Source organism: Rhizobium sp. M10, from assembly GCF_002531955.1.
Lineage (GTDB): Bacteria > Pseudomonadota > Alphaproteobacteria > Rhizobiales > Rhizobiaceae > Rhizobium > Rhizobium etli_C.
In genome coordinates this window covers 312,487-333,637 of record NZ_NWTA01000006.1, presented here as the reverse complement: position 1 = coordinate 333,637, position 21,151 = coordinate 312,487, and the positions used below count along the sequence as shown (strand labels likewise).

The window sequence follows — 21,151 nt, the reverse complement described above, 5'->3', positions numbered from 1 at the left end:
CTCCAAAAGTTGAAGTGTCCTGTGTCTGCAAAGCAAGAATGTCACTCTCCCCGCGTCAGACCGGCGCCGGGAAATTTGCGGACGGCATTGGACCGCCACGGCCGAAAAATGCCTCACTGTTTCCCCCATCGACAAGGTGCAAGCCTGCGTCGGCGGGCTGGCGGCTACGGCTGTTCCGCCATGCGCCGATTTTGCGACCATCCCTTGTCTACTATTTTTCGATGCGCTAAATTATGCAAGAATGAGTTGCATCCGTTTGTGCCGGCTCGATAGGGACGGATGGCTGCAAAGCGATACCTTCGGATGTCACCATGATCTGGAATCATCGCATTACGCGCATCGTCGTCGGCCTGCTGCTGCTGACACTCGTGACTGTCGTCTCATTGCCGACGATTACCGGCTTTACGAGCCTTGATGGCACGGTCAATGCCCGGTTTGCTGTCGTTAATGCCCCGATCGACGGCACGATTGCGGAAGAACCCCTCAAGGTCGGCAGCCCGGTCAAAGCGGGACAATCGCTCGCAGAAATCAAAAATACGCGCGTCAATCGCGCAATCCTCGCGTCGCTCGAGGCAGATCGCAACACCGCACTCGACCGTGTCGCGGCACTGAAGAAGGAACGGGACGAGCTGTCCGCGCTTCGCGAGGAATTGTCTGCCAGATTGGAGGTCTACAGACAGACCACCATTGCCAATCTCGAACGCGAAGTCGAAATCCTCAGGAAAAAAGTCGAGGTGTCGCAAGCCCAGGATCTGGTCGCGCAGGTCGACCTGGACCGTCGGATGGCACTCAACTCAAAAGGTATTCTGACGCAGAAGCTGGTTGAGGCCGCGCGTGCCGCCGGCGCTGCGACCGGCGGGGAGGTCGAAATCAGCAATCTGACTGTCGATCAGTTGGAACAAAGGCTCAATGCGGTCCGCCAGGGTATCTTTGTCTTCGGCGACGGACAGAATGACGTGCCTTATTCGCGACAGCGTGAAGACGAGGTTGTCGTTCGCATCAACGACTTGAACTCACGCATAGCGGAAAATGAGACACGAGCCGGCGAAGTCCAAAAGCAATTGGTCGAAGAGAGAAACCGCGTCGGCAACCTTGAATCCGCAACCGCAATCGCGCCGTTCGACGGCATTGTCTGGAGCAGGAGTATCGTCAACGGTTCCAACGTCGTGCTGAACAACGAGCTGGTGCGCCTGCTCGACTGCCGAGAGCTGTTTGTGGATATCCTTGTTCCCGAAGTCAACTACGACGAGATCTATCCGGGACTTGTCGCGCAGGTGCGTTTGTTTGGCCGCAGCGATATTTTCCAAGGTACGGTCGTCTCTGTCAGAGGCAGTTCGGCTTCGGTCGAGACCGATTCCTTTGCCGCCAGTTTGCCGCCGTCGACACAGCGCAATGCCCGCATTCGGGTTCACCTCGATCCATCCTTCATGAACGGCGACTTTGCGAACTTCTGCCAGGTGGGGCGCACAGTGCAGGTACGGTTTTCCAAGCGCGGCATCAACGTATCCAACTGGGTCAAAAGCCTGTGGTTCAGTATCTTGTAGCGCTGGCTCCGACCTTTGCCGTTTTGGCCTTCTTTTTCCTGGGGCCGTTCAATTGGTCGCGCCATCACACCTGGACACGGGCGGTGACCTGCGCGTTTGTCGCAGCATTCGCATTGCGATACATGTTCTGGCGCTTGACGGAGACCGTGCTTCCCTATCCCAGCGACGGTCCGAGCTTCTACTGGGTCTGGACCCTCTTTGTCGTCGAGGTTCTCGCCTGCTTCGAAGTCATCCTTTTTCTGGTATTGATGAGCCGCCATGTCGACCGGAGCGCAGAAGCGGACAGGCTGGGTCGTGTTTTCTTCGCGCGCGACAAACGCGAACTGCCGACTGTCGATGTATTCATCCCCACCTATAATGAGCCGCTCGACGTGCTCGAGCGAACCATCATCGGCGCCCGCGCGCTGGATTATCCTGCCGACAAATTGAATGTGTATGTGCTTGACGACCAACGCCGGGACTGGCTGAAGGCCTATTGCGAAGAAAAGAACGTCATCCACGTCACGCGCGGCGACAACAGCCATGCCAAAGCAGGCAATATGAACAATGGGCTGAAGGTCAGCTCGGGCGAGTTCATTGCGATCTTCGACGCCGACTTCGTGCCCTATCGACATTTCCTTCGCCGGACGCTGCCCTTCTTTAGCGATGACAGCATCGGCATCGTCCAGACGCCTCAACATTTCTTCAATGTCGATCCGGTGCAATCAAACCTTGGCCTGGAGAATATCTGGCCGGACGAGCAGCGCCTGTTCTTCGACGAGATCGCGCCCAGCCGAGACGCCTGGGACGTCAGTTTCTGCTGCGGATCATGCTCGATTGCCCGCCGCAAGGCCGTCGACGCAATAGGCGGGTTTCCGACGGAGTCGATCACGGAAGACCTGCTGACAACGCTTTCGATGCTCAACAAAGGCTACAAGACGCGCTACCTGAACGAGCGGCTATCGATGGGACTGGCCGCCGAAAACCTGACCGGTTATTTTGTGCAGCGCGAACGGTGGTGTCAGGGAGGTATTCAAACCCTTTACCTATATAATGGCCCGCTGCGTGGCCCGGGATTGACGCTTTTTCAACGGATCATGTTCCTGCCGGCGTCATGGCTGGTGCAGTATCTGGTCCGCTTCACGATATTGCTCGTCCCCATCGTCTATCTCTGGTTCGGCCTGCTCCCGCTCCATTTCACTGACATAGCCGATTATGTCTCTCACCAGGTGCCACTGCTGGCGGCGTATTTTCTACTCATGCTGTGGGTCACGCCGACCCGTTATCTGCCTGTAGTTTCCAGCGCCGTCGGGACCTTTGCGACATTCCGCATGTTGCCGACCGTGGTCTCCAGCCTGGTGAGACCATTCGGCAAGCCGTTCAGGGTGACACCGAAGGGCAGCGGCAACGAGTTGAACCAGTTCGACCGCTACAGCTTCGCCTGGATCGCGAGCATGATCACGGTCACCGTCCTTGGCCTGCTGGTCAACGTCGTGCCGGAAACGTCGCATGTGCAAGGCCAGTTTTCGCCGGTCGCGGCCTGGTGGTCAGGGATCAATATCGTCGTCCTGCTCATCGCGTCACTGATCTGCTTTGAGAAACCCCGGCGGCTGTTTCATGCGTTCAAGCTCGATGAACCTGCTGTCGTCGACGATGTCCCCGGCCAAATCGTCAGTCTGGCACTGGACAAGGCAGTCGTTGCAGTCCCCACCATGGCCCGATTTCAATCCAAATCGGTCATGCTGAAACTCCCCGGCTTCGCCCCCTTCGAAGCGGAGCTCGGACAGGTCACCCAACGACGGAGAAGCGTAAGCCGCAGCGGCGACAAGCAAGCCTATTACCTGCACCTCTATTTCGAACTCAGCGGCGCTGCCCGCGACAGCATGATCGTAAAACTCTACACCGGTCAATATTCGCGGGACATTCGCGACATCGACAAGGTTGCAGTCTCCATCAATCTGTTGTTGCGGTCATTCGGGCGAACGCGCACGTTGTAGTGCAGCGCATGACATTTGTGGCGCTCTGGCCAGGTCCCACGAACGCTGGGAGCCGATCGTAAACTGGCCAATAGATCGAGATGACGGCGCCTTCAAGGTATGACAGGCCCGGGCTCGGGCTCGCCTCACTGCCTTTCGGCGCGGCGTCGTGGCCAATTCCAATTTCAAATGCACGCCGCCCGCAACCTGACTGGCCGGTCCTGATCTGTGGCAAAAGAGCCAAAAACCTTTCGGCTGCTCATGCCCTTTCACAAATGCACCGAACCTTTATGCTATCGTCATGAGACAGATGAGAGACGCTGCGATGACACGGTCACGACAGGGCGAATTGCGCGAAAGGATCACGATCCTCGGCGACGTCAATGCCGCGTCGTTCGTCCCCTGGATTCACCGTCATGCCGAAAAGCTCGGCCTTTCGCAGCATTTCTTTTACGCCGGCGCTGACCGCGTCGAACTTGAGGTCGCAGGGCCTGTGGAGCTAATCGACATGCTGGAAATGGGATGCTCGCTGGGGCCGATCGATGTCTGGGTCGACGAGATTCAGCGCAGGATTGTAGATCCCGCCGACACACTTCAAATCCCGCGGCATAGCTCGATGCACTTTATTTAATCATTATTGCCAATGCGATTTTTTTATGCAAGCCTCTCTAGGAAACTGAGATTGCAACCTCGGCAGCAGTTTATAGCCAGCGGCGCTAATGCATTGGTAAAATTGAGGAAGTAAAGGTCATGCTCTCTGATACGACCGGCACGTGGACGCCGGTCGCCCTTTCTGCAGATCTGCCGCCGGCAACCGTCATACCGGCATGGACGCCGGCGGGACCCATCGCACTTTGGCGCAGTCAGTCCCGGCGCCTATCGGCATCGTCCGATCGCTGCCCGCATCGTGGAATGCGGTTGTCTCATGGCTTCGTACGAGGCGATGCTCTCTCGTGCATCTATCATGGCTGGAGCTATTCTCCGACGGGACGATGCATCCGTATCCCGGCTCATCCCGATCTTGTCCCGCCGGAAACGATCCGTGTGGCGGTTCAGCAGGTCGAAGAACAAGGCGGCATCATCTGGGTGGCGGTCGGAGAACCGACTGTCGGACCGCCACCCCTCGACCATCTCGTTCCACTCCGTTCGCTGACGCTGGAGACCGATATTGCCGCAATCGAAGCGGCGGCCGGCGGACAAGTTGGTGCGGACGGGCTAATCCCCATTGTCGATTATCCTTGGATCCGGCTGCTGCCTGCGGCGCAGACTGACCGCACGCTCGTCCACGTCCTTGTCGAGCAGGGTCGCAATGTTGCGGATCGGCTCGTGGCGTCGCGCATCGCCGAGACAGTTCGCCGCGGGGCGGAAACAGGCCGGAAGGATGCCGCATGACAGGGGCAGGCGCGATGATCGATCAATGGTACCCGGTCGGCCTCTTCAGCCAGCTCACCAAGGCGGGAAGCGAAACCGCTTTGATGGGCGAGCCGATAGAGGTGACGCGCACGCCGGACGGTGCGGCGCGCGTTACATCGAGCGATGGACGCGCCCTGCCCGTTCGCGTTCGCTACGGCCATGTCTGGTCCTCCCTCGGCAACCCCGCCAAGGAGCTCTTTGCCATTCCCGAGGCGGATCAGCCCGGCCGCCGCTTCGTCGATGTGGGCGTCGTGCGGGTACGCTGTTCTCCTCTGAGAGCGGTCGAGAACTTCCTCGACATCGCGCATTTTCCCTTCGTCCATACGGATATACTCGGCGCCGAGCCGCACACCGAAGTCGAAAGTTACAAGGTCGAAATCCGCGAGGATGAAGTCTGGGCGACGCAGGTGAAATTCTACCAGCCGCAGGCCGCAAAATCGGCGACCGGCGGGATAACCACCGAATATATGTACCGCGTGCCGGCTCCGACCTGCTCGGTGCTCTACAAGACCTGCCCTCCCCACCCGGAGGAATGGGATGTCATTACCCTGTTCGTCCAGCCGCTTGCGGAAGATCTTTGCGACGTGTGGCCGTGGATGGCCCTCTTCGACGACGTCACGCCAATGACAGACCTCATCCATTTTCAGCAGATGATTTTCCTGCAGGATCGGTCGATCCTCGAAAACCAGATCCCGGCGCTTCTGCCGCTCGATCCCGGCATGGAAATTCCGACCCGGGCCGACATGACATCGATCGCTTACCGGCGCTGGCTAAAGCGCCATAACTATCTCTATGGGGCGCAGCTGGTCGCACAATGAAGCTCTACGACTACATCCTCTCGCCGAGCTGCTACAAGATCCGCCTGATGGCTGCGATCCTCGGCGTCAAGCTGGACATCCGGCCGGTCGACTTCCATCCCGGCGCCGAGCATCGCGGCCCTGAACTTCTGGCCCTCAATCCGGCAGGCTCCATCCCGATCCTTGAGGATGGCGACCTCGTCCTGACGGAATCTTCAGCCATCCTTGCCTATCTCGCCGCGCTGAGCGGGCCGGAATGGTTGGGCGCGAGCGCGCCGCAGGAGACGGCGCGCCTGCAGCAATGGCTTTCTTTTTCGCACCGGCTGACGGCCAATCTTGGCGGCGCACGGCTGCATCAGATGCTTCTGCGCCCCGGCAATATCGAGGCCCTACAGGCACAAGGGGTTGCTGCGCTGCGCGAGCTGGAGGCGGGCCTTTTCGAGCAGCGGCTCCGCGGAATTCGGTTCCTGGTATCGGACCGCGCGACCATCGCCGACATCGCCTGCTTCCCCTATGTGGCGCTGGCGCCTGACGGCGGCATATCGCTCGATCCCTATCCGAACATCCGGCTCTGGCTGCGAGCCATCCGCAGCCTTGAGGGTTTCATCGAAATGCCCGGCATCCACCGCCTGCACGAGTTGAAGCCCGATCCTCATGCGGCCGGTCTGGAGAAGTGAGATGGCCGGCTACCTCCTGAAAAACTGCGCAGCCATTATTGTCGACGAAGGCAATGGGCCAACTGTGCGCCGCAATGCGGATCTGCTGACCAATGGTCCGGCAATCCAGGCGATCGGTGCGAATCTGCCGCAAGAGGCGGTGCCGGCCGATACGATCATCCAGGATGCATCCGGCTGGTTTGTCTATCCGGGCCTCGTCAACACCCATCACCACTTCTTTCAATGCTTCGTGCGTAACCGGGCCGATCTCGATTGGACGAAGCTCTCCGTCATCGAATGGCTCGACCGGATCTATCCGATCTTCTCGCGGCTGAACGAGAATTGCTTCTACCATTCCTCGGTCACGGCGATGGCCGAGATGATCAAACATGGCTGCACCACGGCCTTCGACCATCAATATTGTTTCCCCCGGCACGCCGGAAAGCGCCTGATCGATCGCCAGTTCGAGGCGGCCGAACTTCTCGGCATGCGTTTCCACGCAGGACGCGGCGGCAACACGCTGCCGAAGTCCGAGGGCTCCACGATCCCGGACGCCATGCTGGAAACGACGGATGAATTCATCGCCGATTGCGCCCGGCTGATCGACAGCTATCACGATGCCGGCGCCTACAGCATGCGGCAGGTCGTCGTCGCCCCCTGCCAGCCGGTCAATTGCTACCGCGAAACCTTCGTCGAGTCGGTCGCGCTCGCCCGTGATCGCGGCGTCCAATTGCACACGCATGTCGGTGAAGGCGAAAGCCCCGTCATCGAGGCGCGGTACGGGATGCGTACGGTCGACTACTGTGCCGAAATCGGCTTTGCCGGGCCTGACACCTATTATGCTCACTGCTGGGAGCTGACACACGACGAATTGCGCAAGATGGCGGCAAGCGGCACAGGCGTCTCGCATTGCCCCGAGCCGGTCTATCTGGTCGGCGCCGAAGTGACGGACATTCCTGCGATGTCGAATTTCGGCCTGCGCATCGGGCTCGGTTGCGACGGTGCGGCTTCGAACGACAACTCCAACCTCATGCACTGCATCCACTCTGCCTATATGCTGCAATGCCTGACGGCATCGACGCGGGCCCATCCGGTTCCCGCGCCCGTGGATTTCCTGAACTATGCGACCGCGGGCGGCGCAAGTCTGCTAGGTCGCAGCTATATCGGCCGGCTTGCTCCCGGCATGGCCGCCGACCTCTTCGCGATCGATACGAGGCGGATGGATTATGTCGGCACGCGCCACGATCCGTTGAGCCTCATTGCCAAGGTCGGGATCGGCATGCCGACCGATCTAACCATGATCAACGGGCGCATCGTCTGGCAGGGCGGCGAATTTATCGGGCTCGATGAGGCCATGCTTTTCGCCGCCGCGGAGGCGGCGCTCGAGACAGTGAAATTCTGAAAACCAAAAGAGGGAACTGACATGTCCAACGATCTCACCCGCAGAACACTCATGAAGAGCGCGGCGGCTGCCGGTCTCGCGACGGCTTTTGCCGGCCGCTCCGCGGCTGCCGCAGACGAAACGCTCGGCATTGCCCTCGTCGTTCCCTCGCCTGTTGGCGACGTCGGCTGGGGCCATGCGCTTGCCGCCGGCATCGACCCGATCAAGGCCGCTTACGGCGACAAGGTGAAGGTCACGATCATCGAGAACATCGCCGAAGGCCCGGACGCAGACCGCATCATGAACAAGACGGTCGCCGACGGAAACCATTTCCTGATCGCCGGCTCCTTCGGTTATCAGAACGGCGCGCTGCAGATTGCCCGTCGTAATCCCAAGGTGACCGTCCTGCATGCTTCAGGCTTCCAGGTCGCGCCGAATTTCTCGCCCTTCGCCGCCAAATATTTCCAGGGAACTTATCTGCTCGGCATGGCAGCGGCGGCCGTTTCCAAGACAGGCAAGCTAGGCTCGGTTTCGGCTTTCGCCATTCCCGAGCTGATCACCTCAGTCAATGCCTTCACGCTCGGCGCACAGGCCGTCAAGCCCGATGTCGAAGTATCGGTCGTCTGGGTCAATTCCTGGTTCGATCCGGCCAAGGAGCAGGAAGCCGCCAAGGCGCTGATCTCGCAAGGCTGCGACGTGATCTTCTCGAATGCGCAGGATACGCCTTCGGTGATCTCGGCCTGCGAGGACGCCGGCATCTATGCCTTCAATCTCAATTCCTCAATGAAGAAATATGCCGAGAAGACCTATCTCGGCTGCGTCGCCACTGACTGGTCGCCGTTTTTCAAGGCGTCGGTTGATGCGCACCTCGCCGGCACCTTCAAGGGCGCCAATACCTTCCTCGGCGTTGCCGACAAGGTGGTCGAAGTCGTCGATTGGAACCCAGCGATTCCGGCCGATACGATGGCCAAGATCAAGGAGCTCGAGGCAAAGATCGCCGATGGCAGCTTCTCGCCATTCACCGGCCCGATTACCAAGGCTGACGGCAGTGAAGGCGTCGCTTCCGGTGCCACGCTGACGGACGCTGAGATCGTCGCCATGAATTGGCACGTCAAGGGTGTGACGACGCCGTTGCCGAAGTAAGCCATGGTAAACCCGCTTCTGTCGCTGCGCGGCATTTCCAAAAGCTACGGTCAGGTCCATGCCAATCGGCAGATCGACCTCGACGTCGCGGCCGGCTCCATCCATGCAATCCTCGGAGAAAACGGGGCTGGCAAATCGACTCTGATGAAGCTGATCTATGGCGTCGAGCAGCCGGACAGCGGCACGGTCGCATGGAACGGACAGCCAGTCAGCCTTGCCTCTCCCGCAGAGGCAAGGCGCGCCGGCATTGGCATGGTCTTCCAGCATTTCTCGCTGTTCGAGGGTCTGACCGTCGTCGAGAATATCCGCCTGATCGTGTCCGGCAAGAAGAGCGAGCTTGCCGAGCGCGTTCGCAAGCTCGGGCGCGAATTCAGTCTCGAGGTCGATCCTTTCGCCCATGTGCATTCGCTTTCCGTCGGCGAAAGGCAGCGGGTGGAAATCATTCGCTGCCTGATGACCGATCCGAAACTGCTGATCCTCGACGAACCGACGTCGGTACTGCCACCGCAGGCGGTGGAAAAGCTCTTCGAAACATTGCGCCGGCTGCGCGACGGCGGCGTATCCATCCTTTTCATCTCCCACAAGCTCGAAGAGATCCAATCGCTCTGCGATCGCGCGACGATCCTGCGCGGCGGTCGCGTGACCGGTCATGTCGATCCGCGCCAGCATGACGCCCACGAGCTTGCGCGCATGATGATCGGCCGCGCCATGCCCGAACCCATGCCTCCCCTGCCTTTGGCCGAGGGCGAAAAGCGCCTGGAGCTTATCGGCCTCGACTACCGGTCGGATCCTTTCGCCGTGCCGCTCTCCAACGTCAGCCTGACGGTGCACGCCGGTGAAATCCTCGGCATTGCCGGGATTTCGGGGAACGGCCAAAGCGAGCTCGCAGCGTTGATTTCAGGCGAGACCGTCCTGCCGCGCGATCAGTGCGACCAGATCTTCATGATGGGCCGCGATGTCGGCACGCTCGACGCCGCCGCTCGCCGACGGCTCGGCTTCGCATTCGTCCCGGAGGACCGGCTCGGCCGCGGTGCGGTTCCCGAAATGTCGCTTGCCCTCAACAGCCTGCTGACCGCCCATCCGCTCGACCTTGTGAGGCATGGCCTGCTCGACAAAGTACGGGCAAAGAGCTTCACCAATGAATGCATCCGCGACTATGACGTGCGCACCCCCGGCCCCGAGGCGGATGCAGGGTCGCTTTCCGGCGGCAACCTGCAAAAATTCATCGTCGGGCGCGAAATCATGCTGGCGCCGAAGCTTCTTTTCCTGGCCCAGCCGACCTGGGGCGTCGATATCGGTGCGGCCGCGGCAATCCGCAAGCGGCTCATCAGCCTTCGCAATGAAGGCATGGCGATCCTCATCATTTCCGAGGAGCTCGAGGAATTGTTCGAACTCTGCGACTTCATCCAGGTCCTGCACCACGGCACGCTGAGCCCGCCGCTGGTCACGCGCGACACCAGGCCCGAAGAGATCGGCCGTTATATGATCGGAGCCCAGCCGCATCGCGAGAAAGCCCCCGCATGAGCAGAACCTTCCTCGCCCTGCCCACGCTGGTCCGCCGGGAGCGGGCATCGCTTGCCGCCACCCTTCTCGCGCCGCCCTTAGCCCTCATCGTCACCGTCATTCTCAATCTCGGACTTTACGTCGTCATGGGCCGCGATCCGGCTGCGGTCGTCTATGCGATGCTGATCGAGCCCTTCGTCTCGTGGGCGTCGTTCTCCGAAGTTCTCCTCAAGACCGGCCCATTGCTCCTGATCGCGCAGGGGCTTGCAATCGGCTTCCGCGCCAAGGTGTTTAATATCGGGGCTGAAGGACAATTCGTGCTCGGCGCGATTTTCGCCTCCGCCATTCCGATCTGGTGGCCTGGCGCAACAGGACAATGGATCTGGCCGGCAATGCTGCTGCTCGGCACGATAGGCGGTGCATTCTGGGCGTCACTTACCGCCTTCTGGCGCGTCAGGCTCAATGCCAATGAAATCCTCGTATCGCTGATGCTGAGCTTCGTTGCCGTGCAACTCCTCAATTATCTGCTGCTCGGGCCGTGGAAAGATCCGAACGGCTTCAATTTTCCGCAATCCGTCATGTTCCAGTATGACGCGATGGTGCCGATCCTGCTTGAGGGAACGCGCGTCAATGTCTCGCTCATTGTCGCCCTCCTCCTGTCGATTGCCGCCTGGGTCTTCATGCAGAAGAGCTTCATCGGCTACAAATTGCAGGTCGGCGGATTGGCGCCGCGGGCGGCGAGCTATGCCGGATTCACGGAGAGCCGGGCAATCTGGCTTTCCCTGCTGATCGGCGGGGCGGCAGCCGGTCTTGCCGGTGCGGCCGAGGTCGCCGGCCCCCTCGGTCAATTGCAGCGCTCGATCTCCACCGGCTACGGCTATGCGGCAATCATCGTCGCCTATCTCGGCGGCCTTCATCCGATCGGCATCATCATCTCAGCCATTGTCATGGCGGCCCTCTATATCGGCGGTGACAACGCCATGGTTTCGGCCAATCTCCCCGTTGCCGCCGTCCGGGTTTTCCAGGGCAGCCTGCTTCTCGCCTATTTGGTCGCCATCGCCTTCACGCGCTACCGTCTTGCCTGGCGTCCGACGGCAACCAGGAGCGCGACGTGAACGCCATCGAGTTCATCCTCGCCGGAATGCTGGCGGCTGCGACCCCCTTTCTCCTGGCAGCGCTCGGGGAGCTGGTCGCCGAACGCGCCGGGGTTCTCAATCTTGGCGTCGAGGGGCTGATGGCATTCGGCGCCGTCATCGCCTTCATAATCGTCTATCACGGCGGCGGCCATTTTCTGGCTTTCCTCGCTGGCGGCCTCGGCGCCGCCCTCCTGTCGCTGATCTTTGCGGCCATCGTGCTCGGCTTCAACGCAAACCAGGTCGCGACAGGGCTTGCCATCGGGATTCTCGGGCAAGGCCTGTCGGCGCTGTTCGGCAAGACCTACGAGAGCCTGACGGTCAGGGCTCTGCCGAAGATCGCCATTCCCGGCCTTTCCGATCTTCCCGTCATCGGCGGCCTGTTTGTCCAGGATATCGTCGTCTGGCTTTCGCTGGCCGCAACCATCGCGATCTGGGCGATGTTTGCCTATAGCAAGGTTGGTCTGATCATCCGCGCAATAGGCGAAAACCCGAAAGCGGCGCATGCCATCGGCTATCCGGTCATCGCCATCCGCTTCGCCGCGGTCGCATTCGGCGGCATGATGGCAGGCTTTGCCGGTGCCTATGCGGCGACAATCTACACGCCGCTCTGGGCGGACGGGATGATTGCCGGCCGTGGCTGGATCGCGATCGCGCTCGTCGTCTTCGGAACCTGGCTGACCGGCCGCATCTTTCTCGGGGCATGCCTGTTCGGCGCCGTATCGTTGATGGGGCTCGCCGCCCAGGCGACCGGGCTCGACGTCCCCTCGCAGCTGCTGGCATGCCTGCCCTACCTGGTGACGATCATCGTGCTCGGCATCATTTCGGCGGATCGCCGCCTGCTCAAGCTCAACGGCATCGCCTCGCTCGGCGAGCCGTTCGAGCGATAGCGATGATGCTGCGGCGCGCAATGTCATAACCGGGATTCGAATCTTCGTCCGCCATTCCGATGGCGGTTCGGCCTTCGAGCATCCGAGGCGCGGCGCATGGCTTACTCAGCTTGCGCCAGCTTTGGTTGCAGGCTGCTAGCGCCTCATTGACTGGTGCCCATGGCATCCAGGATCGTCCTCGCGATGTCGGCGAAACCAAGCCCTGCGGGCTGGGCGGAGATCCATTTCGGCACATGCTGCAGATGCGGAAGGACAGGAACGATATTGCTGACGCCGAAAGAGTTGGGAATGAAGCCAAACATCGGCGCATCATTTCGAGAATCGCCGACGAATGCGGTCATGAAAGGCAATTCTGCGGGATCGACCCCGAATAGGCCGGTCAGGAGGCGCTCGCTCATGGCGCGTTTGTCATAATCGCCGATCCAGGTGTTGAGGTGGATGGAGCTGATGGCGACGGTCCCGCCCATTGCCCTGATATCGCCCGCCAGCTCCTCGACAGCGCGCGCATCCTGCCCCTGAATGTCGATCGCCACGTCAGCCAGGCGGAACACCTGATCATGGGCAATCCTGAACGTGCCGCCTTTTTCCGAAATCAGATTTTCGATCGCCTTGAGATGCCGGCGTTGACGCTCGCCTTGCAACGCGCCGTCCTCCCAGTAGTCGAAGACAACCTCGCCGCTGCGGCGCGTAACGGCATAGGCACCGCTTTCGCCGATGACCGCGGCGACAGGCCAGGCACGGACGATGTGTTCGCACCACCCAGCTGAACCGCCCGTGACCGGAACGACGGCAATGCCGGCGCGGCTGAGGTCCCAAAGGGCACTATAGGTCTGCGGCAGAAGTTTCCCCTCGGTCGTCAGCGTATCGTCGATATCGGTGAAGAGATAACGCACGTGCTGCAACTCGGCCGCGGATGGCGCCAGATTTACGAACGTCATATCGTCTCCTCGCCGCAGGTCACCACCTCCATGCTGCTCTCGGCGAGCACGCCGGCGACGGATGCATCGGCCGGCAGCCGGTCGGTGTAAAAGCGGGTAATCTTGTTGAAGGGCGCAACGCGCACGCTCGCATGGCGCGTCCACTTGCTGACATCGGCCGCCAAAAGGCGCGTCTGCGCATTCTCCAGCAGCGCATTGGTGATCTGCGCTTCGGCATAGCTGAAGTCCATCAGGCCGGTCAGCGGGTTCAGTGCGCCGGCGCCGACAACCGCATAGGTCGCATAGAATTTCTCGACGAACTTGATCACATCCGTGCCTACGACGTCACGGTCGTCATGACGCAGCAGCCCGCCGGTGAGATGGACTTCGACACTGGGAGATTCGCAAAGCGTCAAGGCGACGTGGATATTGTTGGTGATCACCCTCAGCCCCTGATGATCGCGCAAAGCCTCGGCAACGAACTGAACCGTGCTGCCGATCCCGAGAAACACCGTCGCATCCGCGCCGATATCGGCGGCGACCCGTCTGGCGATCTGTCGCTTGGCACGGCGGTTGAGCTGAGCGCGGGCGTTGAGCGAGATGTTGCTGCCCTCGACCGGCACATCGACGCCACCGTGAAAGCGGCGGGCATGACCGAGATCGCAAAGGGCATTGATATCGCGCCGGATCGTCTGGGTCGTCAGATCGTATCGGCGCGCCAGCTCGTCGATATATTGGACGCCCTCGGTTTCGATCAGCGCCAGTATTTCGCGTTGTCGGCTCGATATGACCCGGCTCCCCATCGCTCTTCCTTACGAGAGATAAACACTCGGATCGTCTGTTATCACACCGGTCAAGCCGGCATGCCAAAATGATGCGAGTTCCCTAGGATCGTTGGAGGTCCAGGCCCGAACCTTGATGCCGTGGCGCACTGCCTCTTCGAGAAAACCGATGCTGAGGGATTTGTAACCAAGATGGACCGTCGTCGCCGGAATCGATTGGAGCACGTCTCTCCAGTCATCCGGCACTTTGCTCCACAGCATGGCGAGCTCGTAGCTTGGGTTGATTTCGTGCATACGCTTGAGTGCTGCAGCGTCGAAGCTCGATATCATGATCTTGGTCTGCGGCGCGCGTGCCCGCAGGTGTTCATCAACCGTTTTCACCAGCTGATCGAGCGATTTGTGATGCGGGTGCTGCTTGATCTCGACATTGGCATTCAGCCCCAGTTCTCCCAAAGCGGATACGACCGCGGCAAGGGTTGGCATGGGTTCGCCCTTGAAGCGGGGATCAAACCATGCGCCCGCGTCGATCTTATCGAGATCGGCCGCACTGAGGTCACCGAGATTGCCCTTCGACGAGGAGCAACGGTCGACCGAAACGTCGTGGATGACGACGGCCGTTCCGTCACCAAGAAGTGCGACATCCAGCTCGACCCATTCAGCCCCCTGCTCGGCCGCCGCCCGAAAAGCGGCGATCGTGTTTTCCGGTGCGATCGCCGATGCGCCTCGATGCGCCTGAACCTCGCTGCGGATGGGTCCGGATCGCTGTTCTGATCTTGTCATTGTCTCGTCTCTTTCGTGACTTCTTGAGGCTCGGAGCACGACGGAGGACGCCTGCGCGTCTCAATCCGTCCGCCTTCCCGTTTTGCTGTTGAAGGGGTGCATCTGATCGATGCGGGCAAAGACATCGATCTGCGCGGTCTCGGGAAAGTCCGGCCGGCCCTGAACGGTCAGGACGATCGTCTGCTGGCCCTCGCCCAATCTGACGTGCAGGTGGCTTTCCCCGCCGATCGGCTCGAGCAGCTCGACGATCGCACTGAGGCGGATGGAGGGCTCGGCGGGCTGTTCGATGAGCAGCGCATCCGGCCGAAGCCCGACTATATCGGTCCCTTCGGGCAATGTGAGGCTTCGATCGGCCCCGACCGTCTTGAATACGTCGATCGGCACCAGGTTCATCGGCGGGGAGCCGATGAAGCCGGCAACGAACAAGCTCGCCGGGCGGTCGTAGACCTCCACCGGCGTTCCGACCTGTTCGACCAGCCCGCCATTCATGACGACGAGCCTGTCGGCGAGCGTCATGGCTTCGAGCTGGTCATGCGTCACATAGATGCTGGTGGTCTTCAGGCGGCGCTGCAGCCGGCGTATTTCGACGCGCATCTGCACGCGCAGCTTGGCATCGAGATTGGACAGAGGCTCATCGAAAAGAAACGCAGCCGGCTCGCGGACGATCGCACGTCCCATCGCGACGCGCTGGCGTTGCCCTCCCGACAATTCGCGTGGCTTGCGGTCGAGCAGCGGTCCGATTTCGAGGATGTCGGCCGCTTCCTTGACGCGGCGATCGATTTCCACGCGCGCCGTGCCACGGTTCTTCAAGCCGTATTCCAGGTTTCCGCGAACCGTCATGTGCGGATAAAGCGCATAGTTCTGGAAGACCATGGCGATGTCGCGCTCTGCCGGCTCTGCCTTGTTCACGTTGCGGCCGGCAATCTCGACTTGCCCGTCGCTGATCGATTCCAATCCGGCAATCATGCGAAGCAAGGTTGATTTGCCGCAGCCGGAAGGGCCGACGAGCACGATGAATTCGCCGTCTGCAACCGCCAGATTGATGCCATTGACGGCGGGAACGGAACCATAGTTTTTCTTGACGTCGACAATATTGATCGTGGCCATTTCATTTCTCCGTTTCGACCAGGCCTTTGACGAAAAGGCGTTGCATGGCGACGATGACGAGGACGGGCGGCAAAGCGGCCAGGATGACCGCCGCCATGACGAGATTCCATCTCGGCTCGGCATCCGCGACTGCCGCCATGCGCTGGATACCCATCACGACGGTGTAGAGGCTCTGGTCGGTGGTGACGATCAGCGGCCACAGATATTGGTTCCAGCCCAGCACGAACAGGATGATGAACAGCGCCGCGATATTGGTCACCGACAGCGGCAGCAGGATATCGCGGAAGAATTTCAGCGGTCCTGCGCCATCGACGCGCGCCGCCTCCATCAGTTCCTCGGGAACGGTGAGGAAAAACTGGCGGAACAGGAAGGTCGCGGTTGCCGATGCGATCAGCGGAATAATGAGCCCGCCATAATTGTTCAGCATTCCGAGGTCGGCGACCACCTTGTAAGTCGGTACGATACGGACCTCGACCGGCAACATCAGGGTGATGAAGATCATCCAGAAGGCGAGCGTGCGAAAGGGAAACCGGAAATAGACAATGGCGAAGGCGGAGAGGATGGAAATGGCAATCTTACCGACCGCGACACCGACCGCCATGATCAACGAGTTGATCATCATCGGCCCGATCGGCGGCGCACCGGAACTTGTCATTCCCGACGACAGCATGGTCGAATAGTTCTCGATGAGGTGCGGTCCCGGCACCAGCGGTACGACGCCGGACAGGAAGTCGTTCGGACCGTGGCTCGATGCGATGAAGGCGATATAGACCGGGAAGACCACGATGGTGACGCCGAGGATCAGGACGAGGTGAGCCAGGACATTCAGGAAGGGACGATTTTCAACCACCTTTGACGCTCCTCAATATTGCACGCGGCGTTCGACGAAGCGGAACTGGATCGCGGTCAGAGCAATCACGATCACCATCAGTATGACCGACTGCGCCGCCGAGGAGCCCAGGTTGAGGCCGATGAAACCGTCGAAATAAACCTTGTAGACCAGAATTTCCGTGGCGCGCGCCGGTCCGCCCTGCGTCGTCGCATGAACGATGCCGAAGGTATCGAACATCGCGTAAACGATGTTGATGACGACCAGATAGAAGGTGGTCGGCGAGATCAAAGGAAAGACGATCGTCCAGAAGCGCTTCACCGGCCCGGCGCCGTCGATGGCGCCTGCTTCCTGAAGCGAGCGCGGCACGGATTGCAGCGCGGCCAGGAAGAACAGAAAGTTATAGGAAATCTGTTTCCAGGTGGCGGCGATGACGATCAGGACCATCGCATCGTTCGGGTTGATCAGATGGTTCCAGTTGACCCCCATGCTGCGCAGCATATAGGCGACGATGCCGATCGAGGGGTTGAACATGAACCACCAGAGAATGCCGGCGATCGCGGGCGCGACGGCGTAAGGCCAGATCAGCAGGGTCGAATAAAGGCGGGACGTGCGCAGCACGCGCATGGCCGCGGCGGCCAGAATAAGGGCAATCGCCGTGGACAAGACCGTCACCAGAACGGCAAAGACCAGGGTGTGGCCAAAGGCGTCCATATAGAGCGGGTCGGCAAAGAGCCGGCGATAATTTTGGAACCAGACGAAGCTCGTTTTGAAACCGAAGGCATCCTGGCGAAGGAACGACTGCCAGAAGGCGGTTGCGGCGGGCCACAGGAAGAAGACCACGGTTATTAGAATCTGGGGAGCAATAAGCAGATAAGGCAAGACCTTATTGGGAAAGACGGTCCGTTTGGTTTGCATGGGCCCTCACTGACTGACGGAGAGGCAGGGGCCGGCCTAGCCGCCCCCTGCCCGGGAGCCCTCAATTGGCGGATTGGAAATCGCGAAGCTGCTCGTTGCCGCGCGCGACAACGGAATCAAGCGCCTCCTTCGCGGTCTTCTTGCCGCCCATCAGTGCCGCGAATTCATCATCGATGATGCCGCGAACCTGGACGTAATTGCCGAAGCGGATACCCTTGGAATTTTCGGTCGGCGTGACCCGCGTCAACTGCTTGATGGCGACATCTGCGCCAGGATTCTTTTCATAAAATCCCTGCTCCTGGCTCAGCTTGTAGGCAGCCTCGGTGATCGGCAGATAGCCTGAGAACTGATGCCAGTCGGCCTGAACTTCCGGCTTCTGCAGATAGGTGTAGAACTTTGCGACACCCTTATATTCTTCCTCCGGACGACCCTTCAGCGTCCAAAGCGTGGCGCCGCCGATGATCGAATTGAGCGGCTGCGCGATGACGTCGTCATAATAGGGAAGCGGTGCGAAGCCGACCTTGAAATTTTTGGCATTGTTGATGACGCCGGCACGGCCGGCCGACGAGTTCATATACATCGCGCACTCCTGCGAATAGAACATCGGAGGGGCATTATCGCCGCCCACAGGTCCGCCGAATTTGAAGAGGCCTTCATCCTGCCACTTCTTCAGGTTCCCCCAGTGGCGGATCGTCAGATCGTTGTTGAAGGTAAATTCCGCGTCCAGGCCGCCGAAGCCGTTTGCCTTGGTGGAGTAAGGCTTGTCATGCAGGGCGTTGAGATTTTCGGTTTGCACCCACGAGATCCAGCCGCTTGTAAACCCGCATTTGGCAGCGCCGGACTTCATGATCGTGCGCGAGAAGGCTTCCACGTCGGCCCAGGTTTTCGGCGGCGTCTCCGGATCAAGCCCGGCTTTCTTGAATACGTCCTTGTTGTAATACAGGATCGGCGTGGAGGAGTTGAAAGGCAGAGACAAGACATTGCCGCTGGTGTCCGAATAGTAGCCCACAACAGGCGCAATGAACTTGTTTTGATCCCAAGGTTCGCCTTGATCCTTCATCAACTGGTACACGGGATAAATGGCGCCCTGGGCCGCCATCATCGTGCCGGTGCCGACTTCATAAACCTGGACGATGGCGGGCTGCTGGTTGGCCCGGAAGGCAGCGATGGCGCCCGTCAGCGTCTCATCGTAATTGCCCTTGAAAACCGGAACGATTTCATAGTCGGACTGAGACGCGTTGAACCCCTTGGCGATTTGCTCCAGCTTCGCGCCGTTCTCGCCGCCCATTGCATGCCACCACTGGATCTTCGTGGCGGCCATTGCTGGCGCAGACAACGACAGGCCGGTCAGTCCTGCGGTCAGGAAAAAAGCGATCTTATTCATGGTCACTCCCACTTTCTCTCGGTCCGCAGCCTCCCGCTCCAGACGCGCGGCAATGGTAGCAGCGGAGTTTCACATTGCAATAACGGAATGTTCAAATGAACATATTGAATACGCGTACACTAAGCGCAGAACGGCTTCTTAGCGTCACAGCGTGATCGGCATGGCCGGCATTCGCCGCCAACCGCTCGAATGCACAGATACAATGTTCAAATGAACGTCTTGTGTCAGTTGCGCAAAAAATATCATTTCTGTCGAGGACGCAGATATTTCCCGCAGCAACGAGGCTGGCCCGCGCCAAGACAAGACGGCCGGCGACATATACGCGTTCAAATATGCGGCACGGTCCCAAGCCCCATCGCCGCATCGATGACCGCTTCACGGCGGGTCGGATGTGCGCGGCTGATGCCAACGACCTTCAGAAAACCCAAACCACGCCTCACACGGCTTGAACACGGGCGTTGCGCCACGCCGCAAACCGCTCGAGCGTTTCTTTGTTGGGCGGATAGACGCCGAGTGTTGGCTTGCCGGATTCGATCTCCTGCTTCAGGAACACCTCCTGCTCCTCCATCGCGACGGCCTCATCGGCGATTTCGCCTACATATTCCCGAGGAATGATGATGACGGCTTCGCTGTCTCCGAAAACGATGTCGTCCGGATAGACCGCAACGCCGCCGCAGGCAATCGGCTGGTTCATATCCGACGCGTGATGGGCAACCAGATTGGCGGGCGCCGCAGGACCCAGGCAATAGGTGGGAAGGCCGAGCTGGGCGATATCGGCGGTGTCGCGAACACCTCCGTCGAGCACGAGACCGGCGCAGCCGCGATAGACAAGGCGACGAGCCAGTACCGCGCCAATGCCGGCGATCTCGGCGATCGAGCGGCAGTCGAACACGAGCACGTGGCCCTCCGGTATCGTGTCGATCGCCTTGCGCTGCTGGTTGGACGGATCGGAACTATAGGTCGAACCGTCGATATCCTCGCGGGCCGGAATATAACGGACGGTGACGGCCGGACCGATCATCGGTTTTTCGGTGGCCGCGAGCGGCCGCACCCCGCGAACAGCGGTGTTCCTCAGCCCCCGCTTCAGCAGCAAACTGCTGAGACTCGCCGAATTCGTCTGCAAAAGTTTGGCATAAACCGATGGGTCCAAAGCGGTCATGAGATCCCTCCCCTTGTTCGGCGGAAGATCTACCATATCAAAGCAATAGTTCAATAGTGGATTTATAGTTTCTTATTTGGACAACGGATGGAGCCCATTGATGGTTTTCGTCAGCGTAGCAGCCGCCTCCAGGACCTCGCGCCGGATCGACCGAGCCCGATCCGGTGTTGCCTCTCCAATGAACGGGACGCTGACGGTGGCGATCAGACGACCTTGATCATCGAATACCGGCGCGGCGAAGGCGCGCAAGCCGAGGTTGGATTCCTGATTGTCCTCAGCGTATCCGTTGCGGCGAATTTCCACGAGCGCCTCTTTCAGCGCCTCCGGATCAGTGATCGTGTAGGGCGTCTTGGCCTCCAGCCCGCTGGCGCAGTAGGCTTCGGCTTCACTATAGTCCGAATAGGCCAGAGCAAGCTTGCCTGCGGCTCCGACGTGCTTGCGCGAGCGCGCGCCGACCTTGATAAACAAAGCATAGTCGCCGGGGCTCGAGGCGGCAAATATCGTCATCATTTCATGCCCCTCGGGCACCGCCAGCTTGAAGGATTCCATTATCCGCTCCGCCGCCGCCGCAAGAATTGGTCTTGCCGCCTCAATGAGCGTCACCCGATCGGCACCGGGCGATATCCGCCGGGCAAGCTCGACGAATTTCGGCCCCAGTTCGTAGGAGGCTCCGCCATTGACCCGCGCGACCAGGCCATGCGCAGTCAGCGAATTCAGAATGCGGTAGACCGTCGAGCGGGGCACATGCAGCTGATCGACCAGAGCCCCAAGGGAAATGCCCGTTTTCGCATCGGCCACCGCCTCAAGCAGATGCGCCGTCTTTTCCACCACGGGAGAACCATGCCTCGGTTCATTCATGA

Annotated in this window: 20 protein-coding genes; 11 read left to right on the top strand and 9 right to left on the bottom strand. The window is 60.1% G+C overall.

Going from position 1 to position 21,151, the window contains the following annotated elements; translation table 11 throughout:
* Positions 1–311: 311 nt before the first annotated feature.
* The 11 genes from CO671_RS13045 (at position 312) to CO671_RS12995 (ending at position 12,415) form a co-directional block, all read left to right on the top strand.
* Positions 312–1,544, top strand: coding sequence for an HlyD family efflux transporter periplasmic adaptor subunit (locus tag CO671_RS13045; protein WP_097606270.1), 1,233 nt, complete (start codon positions 312–314; stop codon positions 1,542–1,544).
* The gene (locus tag CO671_RS13040) at positions 1,526–3,520 is read left to right on the top strand and encodes a glycosyltransferase (protein ID WP_097606269.1); all 1,995 of its coding nucleotides are present in this window, start codon (positions 1,526–1,528) and stop codon (positions 3,518–3,520) included. The genes CO671_RS13045 and CO671_RS13040 overlap by 19 nt, the downstream gene beginning before the upstream one ends.
* A 304-nt stretch (positions 3,521–3,824) precedes the next feature.
* Positions 3,825–4,130: an acylphosphatase gene (locus tag CO671_RS13035; protein WP_097606268.1), complete on the top strand. Its 306-nt coding sequence runs from the start codon at positions 3,825–3,827 to the stop codon at positions 4,128–4,130.
* A gap of 119 nt (positions 4,131–4,249) precedes the next feature.
* Positions 4,250–4,891 carry a Rieske 2Fe-2S domain-containing protein gene (locus CO671_RS13030; protein ID WP_097606267.1) on the top strand — a complete coding sequence of 214 codons (642 nt, stop codon included), beginning with the start codon at positions 4,250–4,252 and terminating at the stop codon, positions 4,889–4,891.
* Complete coding sequence (locus CO671_RS13025; protein WP_097606266.1) at positions 4,888–5,730, top strand: aromatic ring-hydroxylating dioxygenase subunit alpha; 843 nt, start codon at positions 4,888–4,890, stop codon at positions 5,728–5,730. Before CO671_RS13030 ends, CO671_RS13025 begins: the two co-directional genes overlap by 4 nt.
* Entirely contained in the window at positions 5,727–6,386 is a 660-nt protein-coding gene (locus CO671_RS13020; RefSeq protein ID WP_097606265.1) for a glutathione S-transferase family protein, read from the top strand. The genes CO671_RS13025 and CO671_RS13020 overlap by 4 nt, the downstream gene beginning before the upstream one ends.
* Position 6,387: 1 nt before the next feature.
* Positions 6,388–7,767, top strand: coding sequence for an amidohydrolase (locus tag CO671_RS13015; protein WP_097606264.1), 1,380 nt, complete (start codon positions 6,388–6,390; stop codon positions 7,765–7,767).
* A gap of 21 nt (positions 7,768–7,788) precedes the next feature.
* Entirely contained in the window at positions 7,789–8,889 is a 1,101-nt protein-coding gene (locus CO671_RS13010; RefSeq protein ID WP_097606263.1) for a BMP family ABC transporter substrate-binding protein, read from the top strand.
* Between the two features lie 3 nt (positions 8,890–8,892).
* Entirely contained in the window at positions 8,893–10,413 is a 1,521-nt protein-coding gene (locus tag CO671_RS13005) for an ABC transporter ATP-binding protein (RefSeq protein ID WP_097606262.1), read from the top strand.
* Positions 10,410–11,507, top strand: a complete 1,098-nt coding sequence (locus CO671_RS13000) for an ABC transporter permease (protein ID WP_097606261.1) — start codon at positions 10,410–10,412, stop codon at positions 11,505–11,507. Before CO671_RS13005 ends, CO671_RS13000 begins: the two co-directional genes overlap by 4 nt.
* Positions 11,504–12,415, top strand: coding sequence for an ABC transporter permease (locus CO671_RS12995; RefSeq protein WP_097606260.1), 912 nt, complete (start codon positions 11,504–11,506; stop codon positions 12,413–12,415). The genes CO671_RS13000 and CO671_RS12995 overlap by 4 nt, the downstream gene beginning before the upstream one ends.
* A 143-nt stretch (positions 12,416–12,558) precedes the next feature.
* Here the strand turns inward: CO671_RS12995 and CO671_RS12990 are convergent, their stop codons facing one another.
* The 9 genes from CO671_RS12990 to CO671_RS12950 all read right to left on the bottom strand — a co-directional run bounded on the left by CO671_RS12990 (position 12,559) and on the right by CO671_RS12950 (position 21,149).
* Positions 12,559–13,353: an HAD-IIB family hydrolase gene (locus tag CO671_RS12990; RefSeq protein WP_097606259.1), complete on the bottom strand. Its 795-nt coding sequence runs from the start codon at positions 13,351–13,353 to the stop codon at positions 12,559–12,561.
* Positions 13,350–14,135, bottom strand: coding sequence for a DeoR/GlpR family DNA-binding transcription regulator (locus tag CO671_RS12985; protein ID WP_097606258.1), 786 nt, complete (start codon positions 14,133–14,135; stop codon positions 13,350–13,352). The genes CO671_RS12990 and CO671_RS12985 overlap by 4 nt, the downstream gene beginning before the upstream one ends.
* A 9-nt stretch (positions 14,136–14,144) precedes the next feature.
* Positions 14,145–14,894 carry a glycerophosphoryl diester phosphodiesterase gene (locus CO671_RS12980; RefSeq protein ID WP_097606257.1) on the bottom strand — a complete coding sequence of 250 codons (750 nt, stop codon included), beginning with the start codon at positions 14,892–14,894 and terminating at the stop codon, positions 14,145–14,147.
* A 60-nt stretch (positions 14,895–14,954) separates the two neighbouring features.
* Positions 14,955–16,001: a sn-glycerol-3-phosphate import ATP-binding protein UgpC gene (locus CO671_RS12975; protein WP_097606256.1), complete on the bottom strand. Its 1,047-nt coding sequence runs from the start codon at positions 15,999–16,001 to the stop codon at positions 14,955–14,957.
* A gap of 1 nt (position 16,002) precedes the next feature.
* Positions 16,003–16,851, bottom strand: coding sequence for a sn-glycerol-3-phosphate ABC transporter permease UgpE (gene ugpE, locus CO671_RS12970; protein ID WP_097606255.1), 849 nt, complete (start codon positions 16,849–16,851; stop codon positions 16,003–16,005).
* A gap of 12 nt (positions 16,852–16,863) precedes the next feature.
* Positions 16,864–17,748: a sn-glycerol-3-phosphate ABC transporter permease UgpA gene (gene ugpA / locus CO671_RS12965; protein ID WP_097606254.1), complete on the bottom strand. Its 885-nt coding sequence runs from the start codon at positions 17,746–17,748 to the stop codon at positions 16,864–16,866.
* A gap of 61 nt (positions 17,749–17,809) precedes the next feature.
* Positions 17,810–19,132, bottom strand: a complete 1,323-nt coding sequence (gene ugpB, locus CO671_RS12960) for a sn-glycerol-3-phosphate ABC transporter substrate-binding protein UgpB (RefSeq protein ID WP_097606253.1) — start codon at positions 19,130–19,132, stop codon at positions 17,810–17,812.
* 436 nt (positions 19,133–19,568) lie between these two features.
* Positions 19,569–20,291, bottom strand: coding sequence for a ribonuclease activity regulator RraA (locus CO671_RS12955; protein WP_097606252.1), 723 nt, complete (start codon positions 20,289–20,291; stop codon positions 19,569–19,571).
* 72 nt (positions 20,292–20,363) lie between these two features.
* A complete protein-coding gene (locus CO671_RS12950) occupies positions 20,364–21,149 on the bottom strand; it encodes an IclR family transcriptional regulator (RefSeq protein ID WP_097606319.1) in 786 nt (261 codons plus the stop codon).
* Positions 21,150–21,151: the final 2 nt, after the last annotated feature.

Coding starts and splice junctions, on each gene's coding strand:
- CO671_RS13045 (WP_097606270.1), top strand. CDS start 312: ATGATCTGGAATCATCGCATTACGCGCATCGTCGTCGGCCTGCTGCTG.
- CO671_RS13035 (WP_097606268.1), top strand. CDS start 3,825: ATGACACGGTCACGACAGGGCGAATTGCGCGAAAGGATCACGATCCTC.
- CO671_RS13030 (WP_097606267.1), top strand. CDS start 4,250: ATGCTCTCTGATACGACCGGCACGTGGACGCCGGTCGCCCTTTCTGCA.
- CO671_RS13025 (WP_097606266.1), top strand. CDS start 4,888: ATGACAGGGGCAGGCGCGATGATCGATCAATGGTACCCGGTCGGCCTC.
- CO671_RS13020 (WP_097606265.1), top strand. CDS start 5,727: ATGAAGCTCTACGACTACATCCTCTCGCCGAGCTGCTACAAGATCCGC.
- CO671_RS13015 (WP_097606264.1), top strand. CDS start 6,388: ATGGCCGGCTACCTCCTGAAAAACTGCGCAGCCATTATTGTCGACGAA.
- CO671_RS13010 (WP_097606263.1), top strand. CDS start 7,789: ATGTCCAACGATCTCACCCGCAGAACACTCATGAAGAGCGCGGCGGCT.
- CO671_RS13005 (WP_097606262.1), top strand. CDS start 8,893: ATGGTAAACCCGCTTCTGTCGCTGCGCGGCATTTCCAAAAGCTACGGT.
- CO671_RS13000 (WP_097606261.1), top strand. CDS start 10,410: ATGAGCAGAACCTTCCTCGCCCTGCCCACGCTGGTCCGCCGGGAGCGG.
- CO671_RS12990 (WP_097606259.1), bottom strand. CDS start 13,353: ATGACGTTCGTAAATCTGGCGCCATCCGCGGCCGAGTTGCAGCACGTG.
- CO671_RS12985 (WP_097606258.1), bottom strand. CDS start 14,135: ATGGGGAGCCGGGTCATATCGAGCCGACAACGCGAAATACTGGCGCTG.
- CO671_RS12980 (WP_097606257.1), bottom strand. CDS start 14,894: ATGACAAGATCAGAACAGCGATCCGGACCCATCCGCAGCGAGGTTCAG.
- CO671_RS12975 (WP_097606256.1), bottom strand. CDS start 16,001: ATGGCCACGATCAATATTGTCGACGTCAAGAAAAACTATGGTTCCGTT.
- ugpA (WP_097606254.1), bottom strand. CDS start 17,748: ATGCAAACCAAACGGACCGTCTTTCCCAATAAGGTCTTGCCTTATCTG.
- ugpB (WP_097606253.1), bottom strand. CDS start 19,132: ATGAATAAGATCGCTTTTTTCCTGACCGCAGGACTGACCGGCCTGTCG.
- CO671_RS12955 (WP_097606252.1), bottom strand. CDS start 20,291: ATGACCGCTTTGGACCCATCGGTTTATGCCAAACTTTTGCAGACGAAT.
- CO671_RS12950 (WP_097606319.1), bottom strand. CDS start 21,149: ATGAATGAACCGAGGCATGGTTCTCCCGTGGTGGAAAAGACGGCGCAT.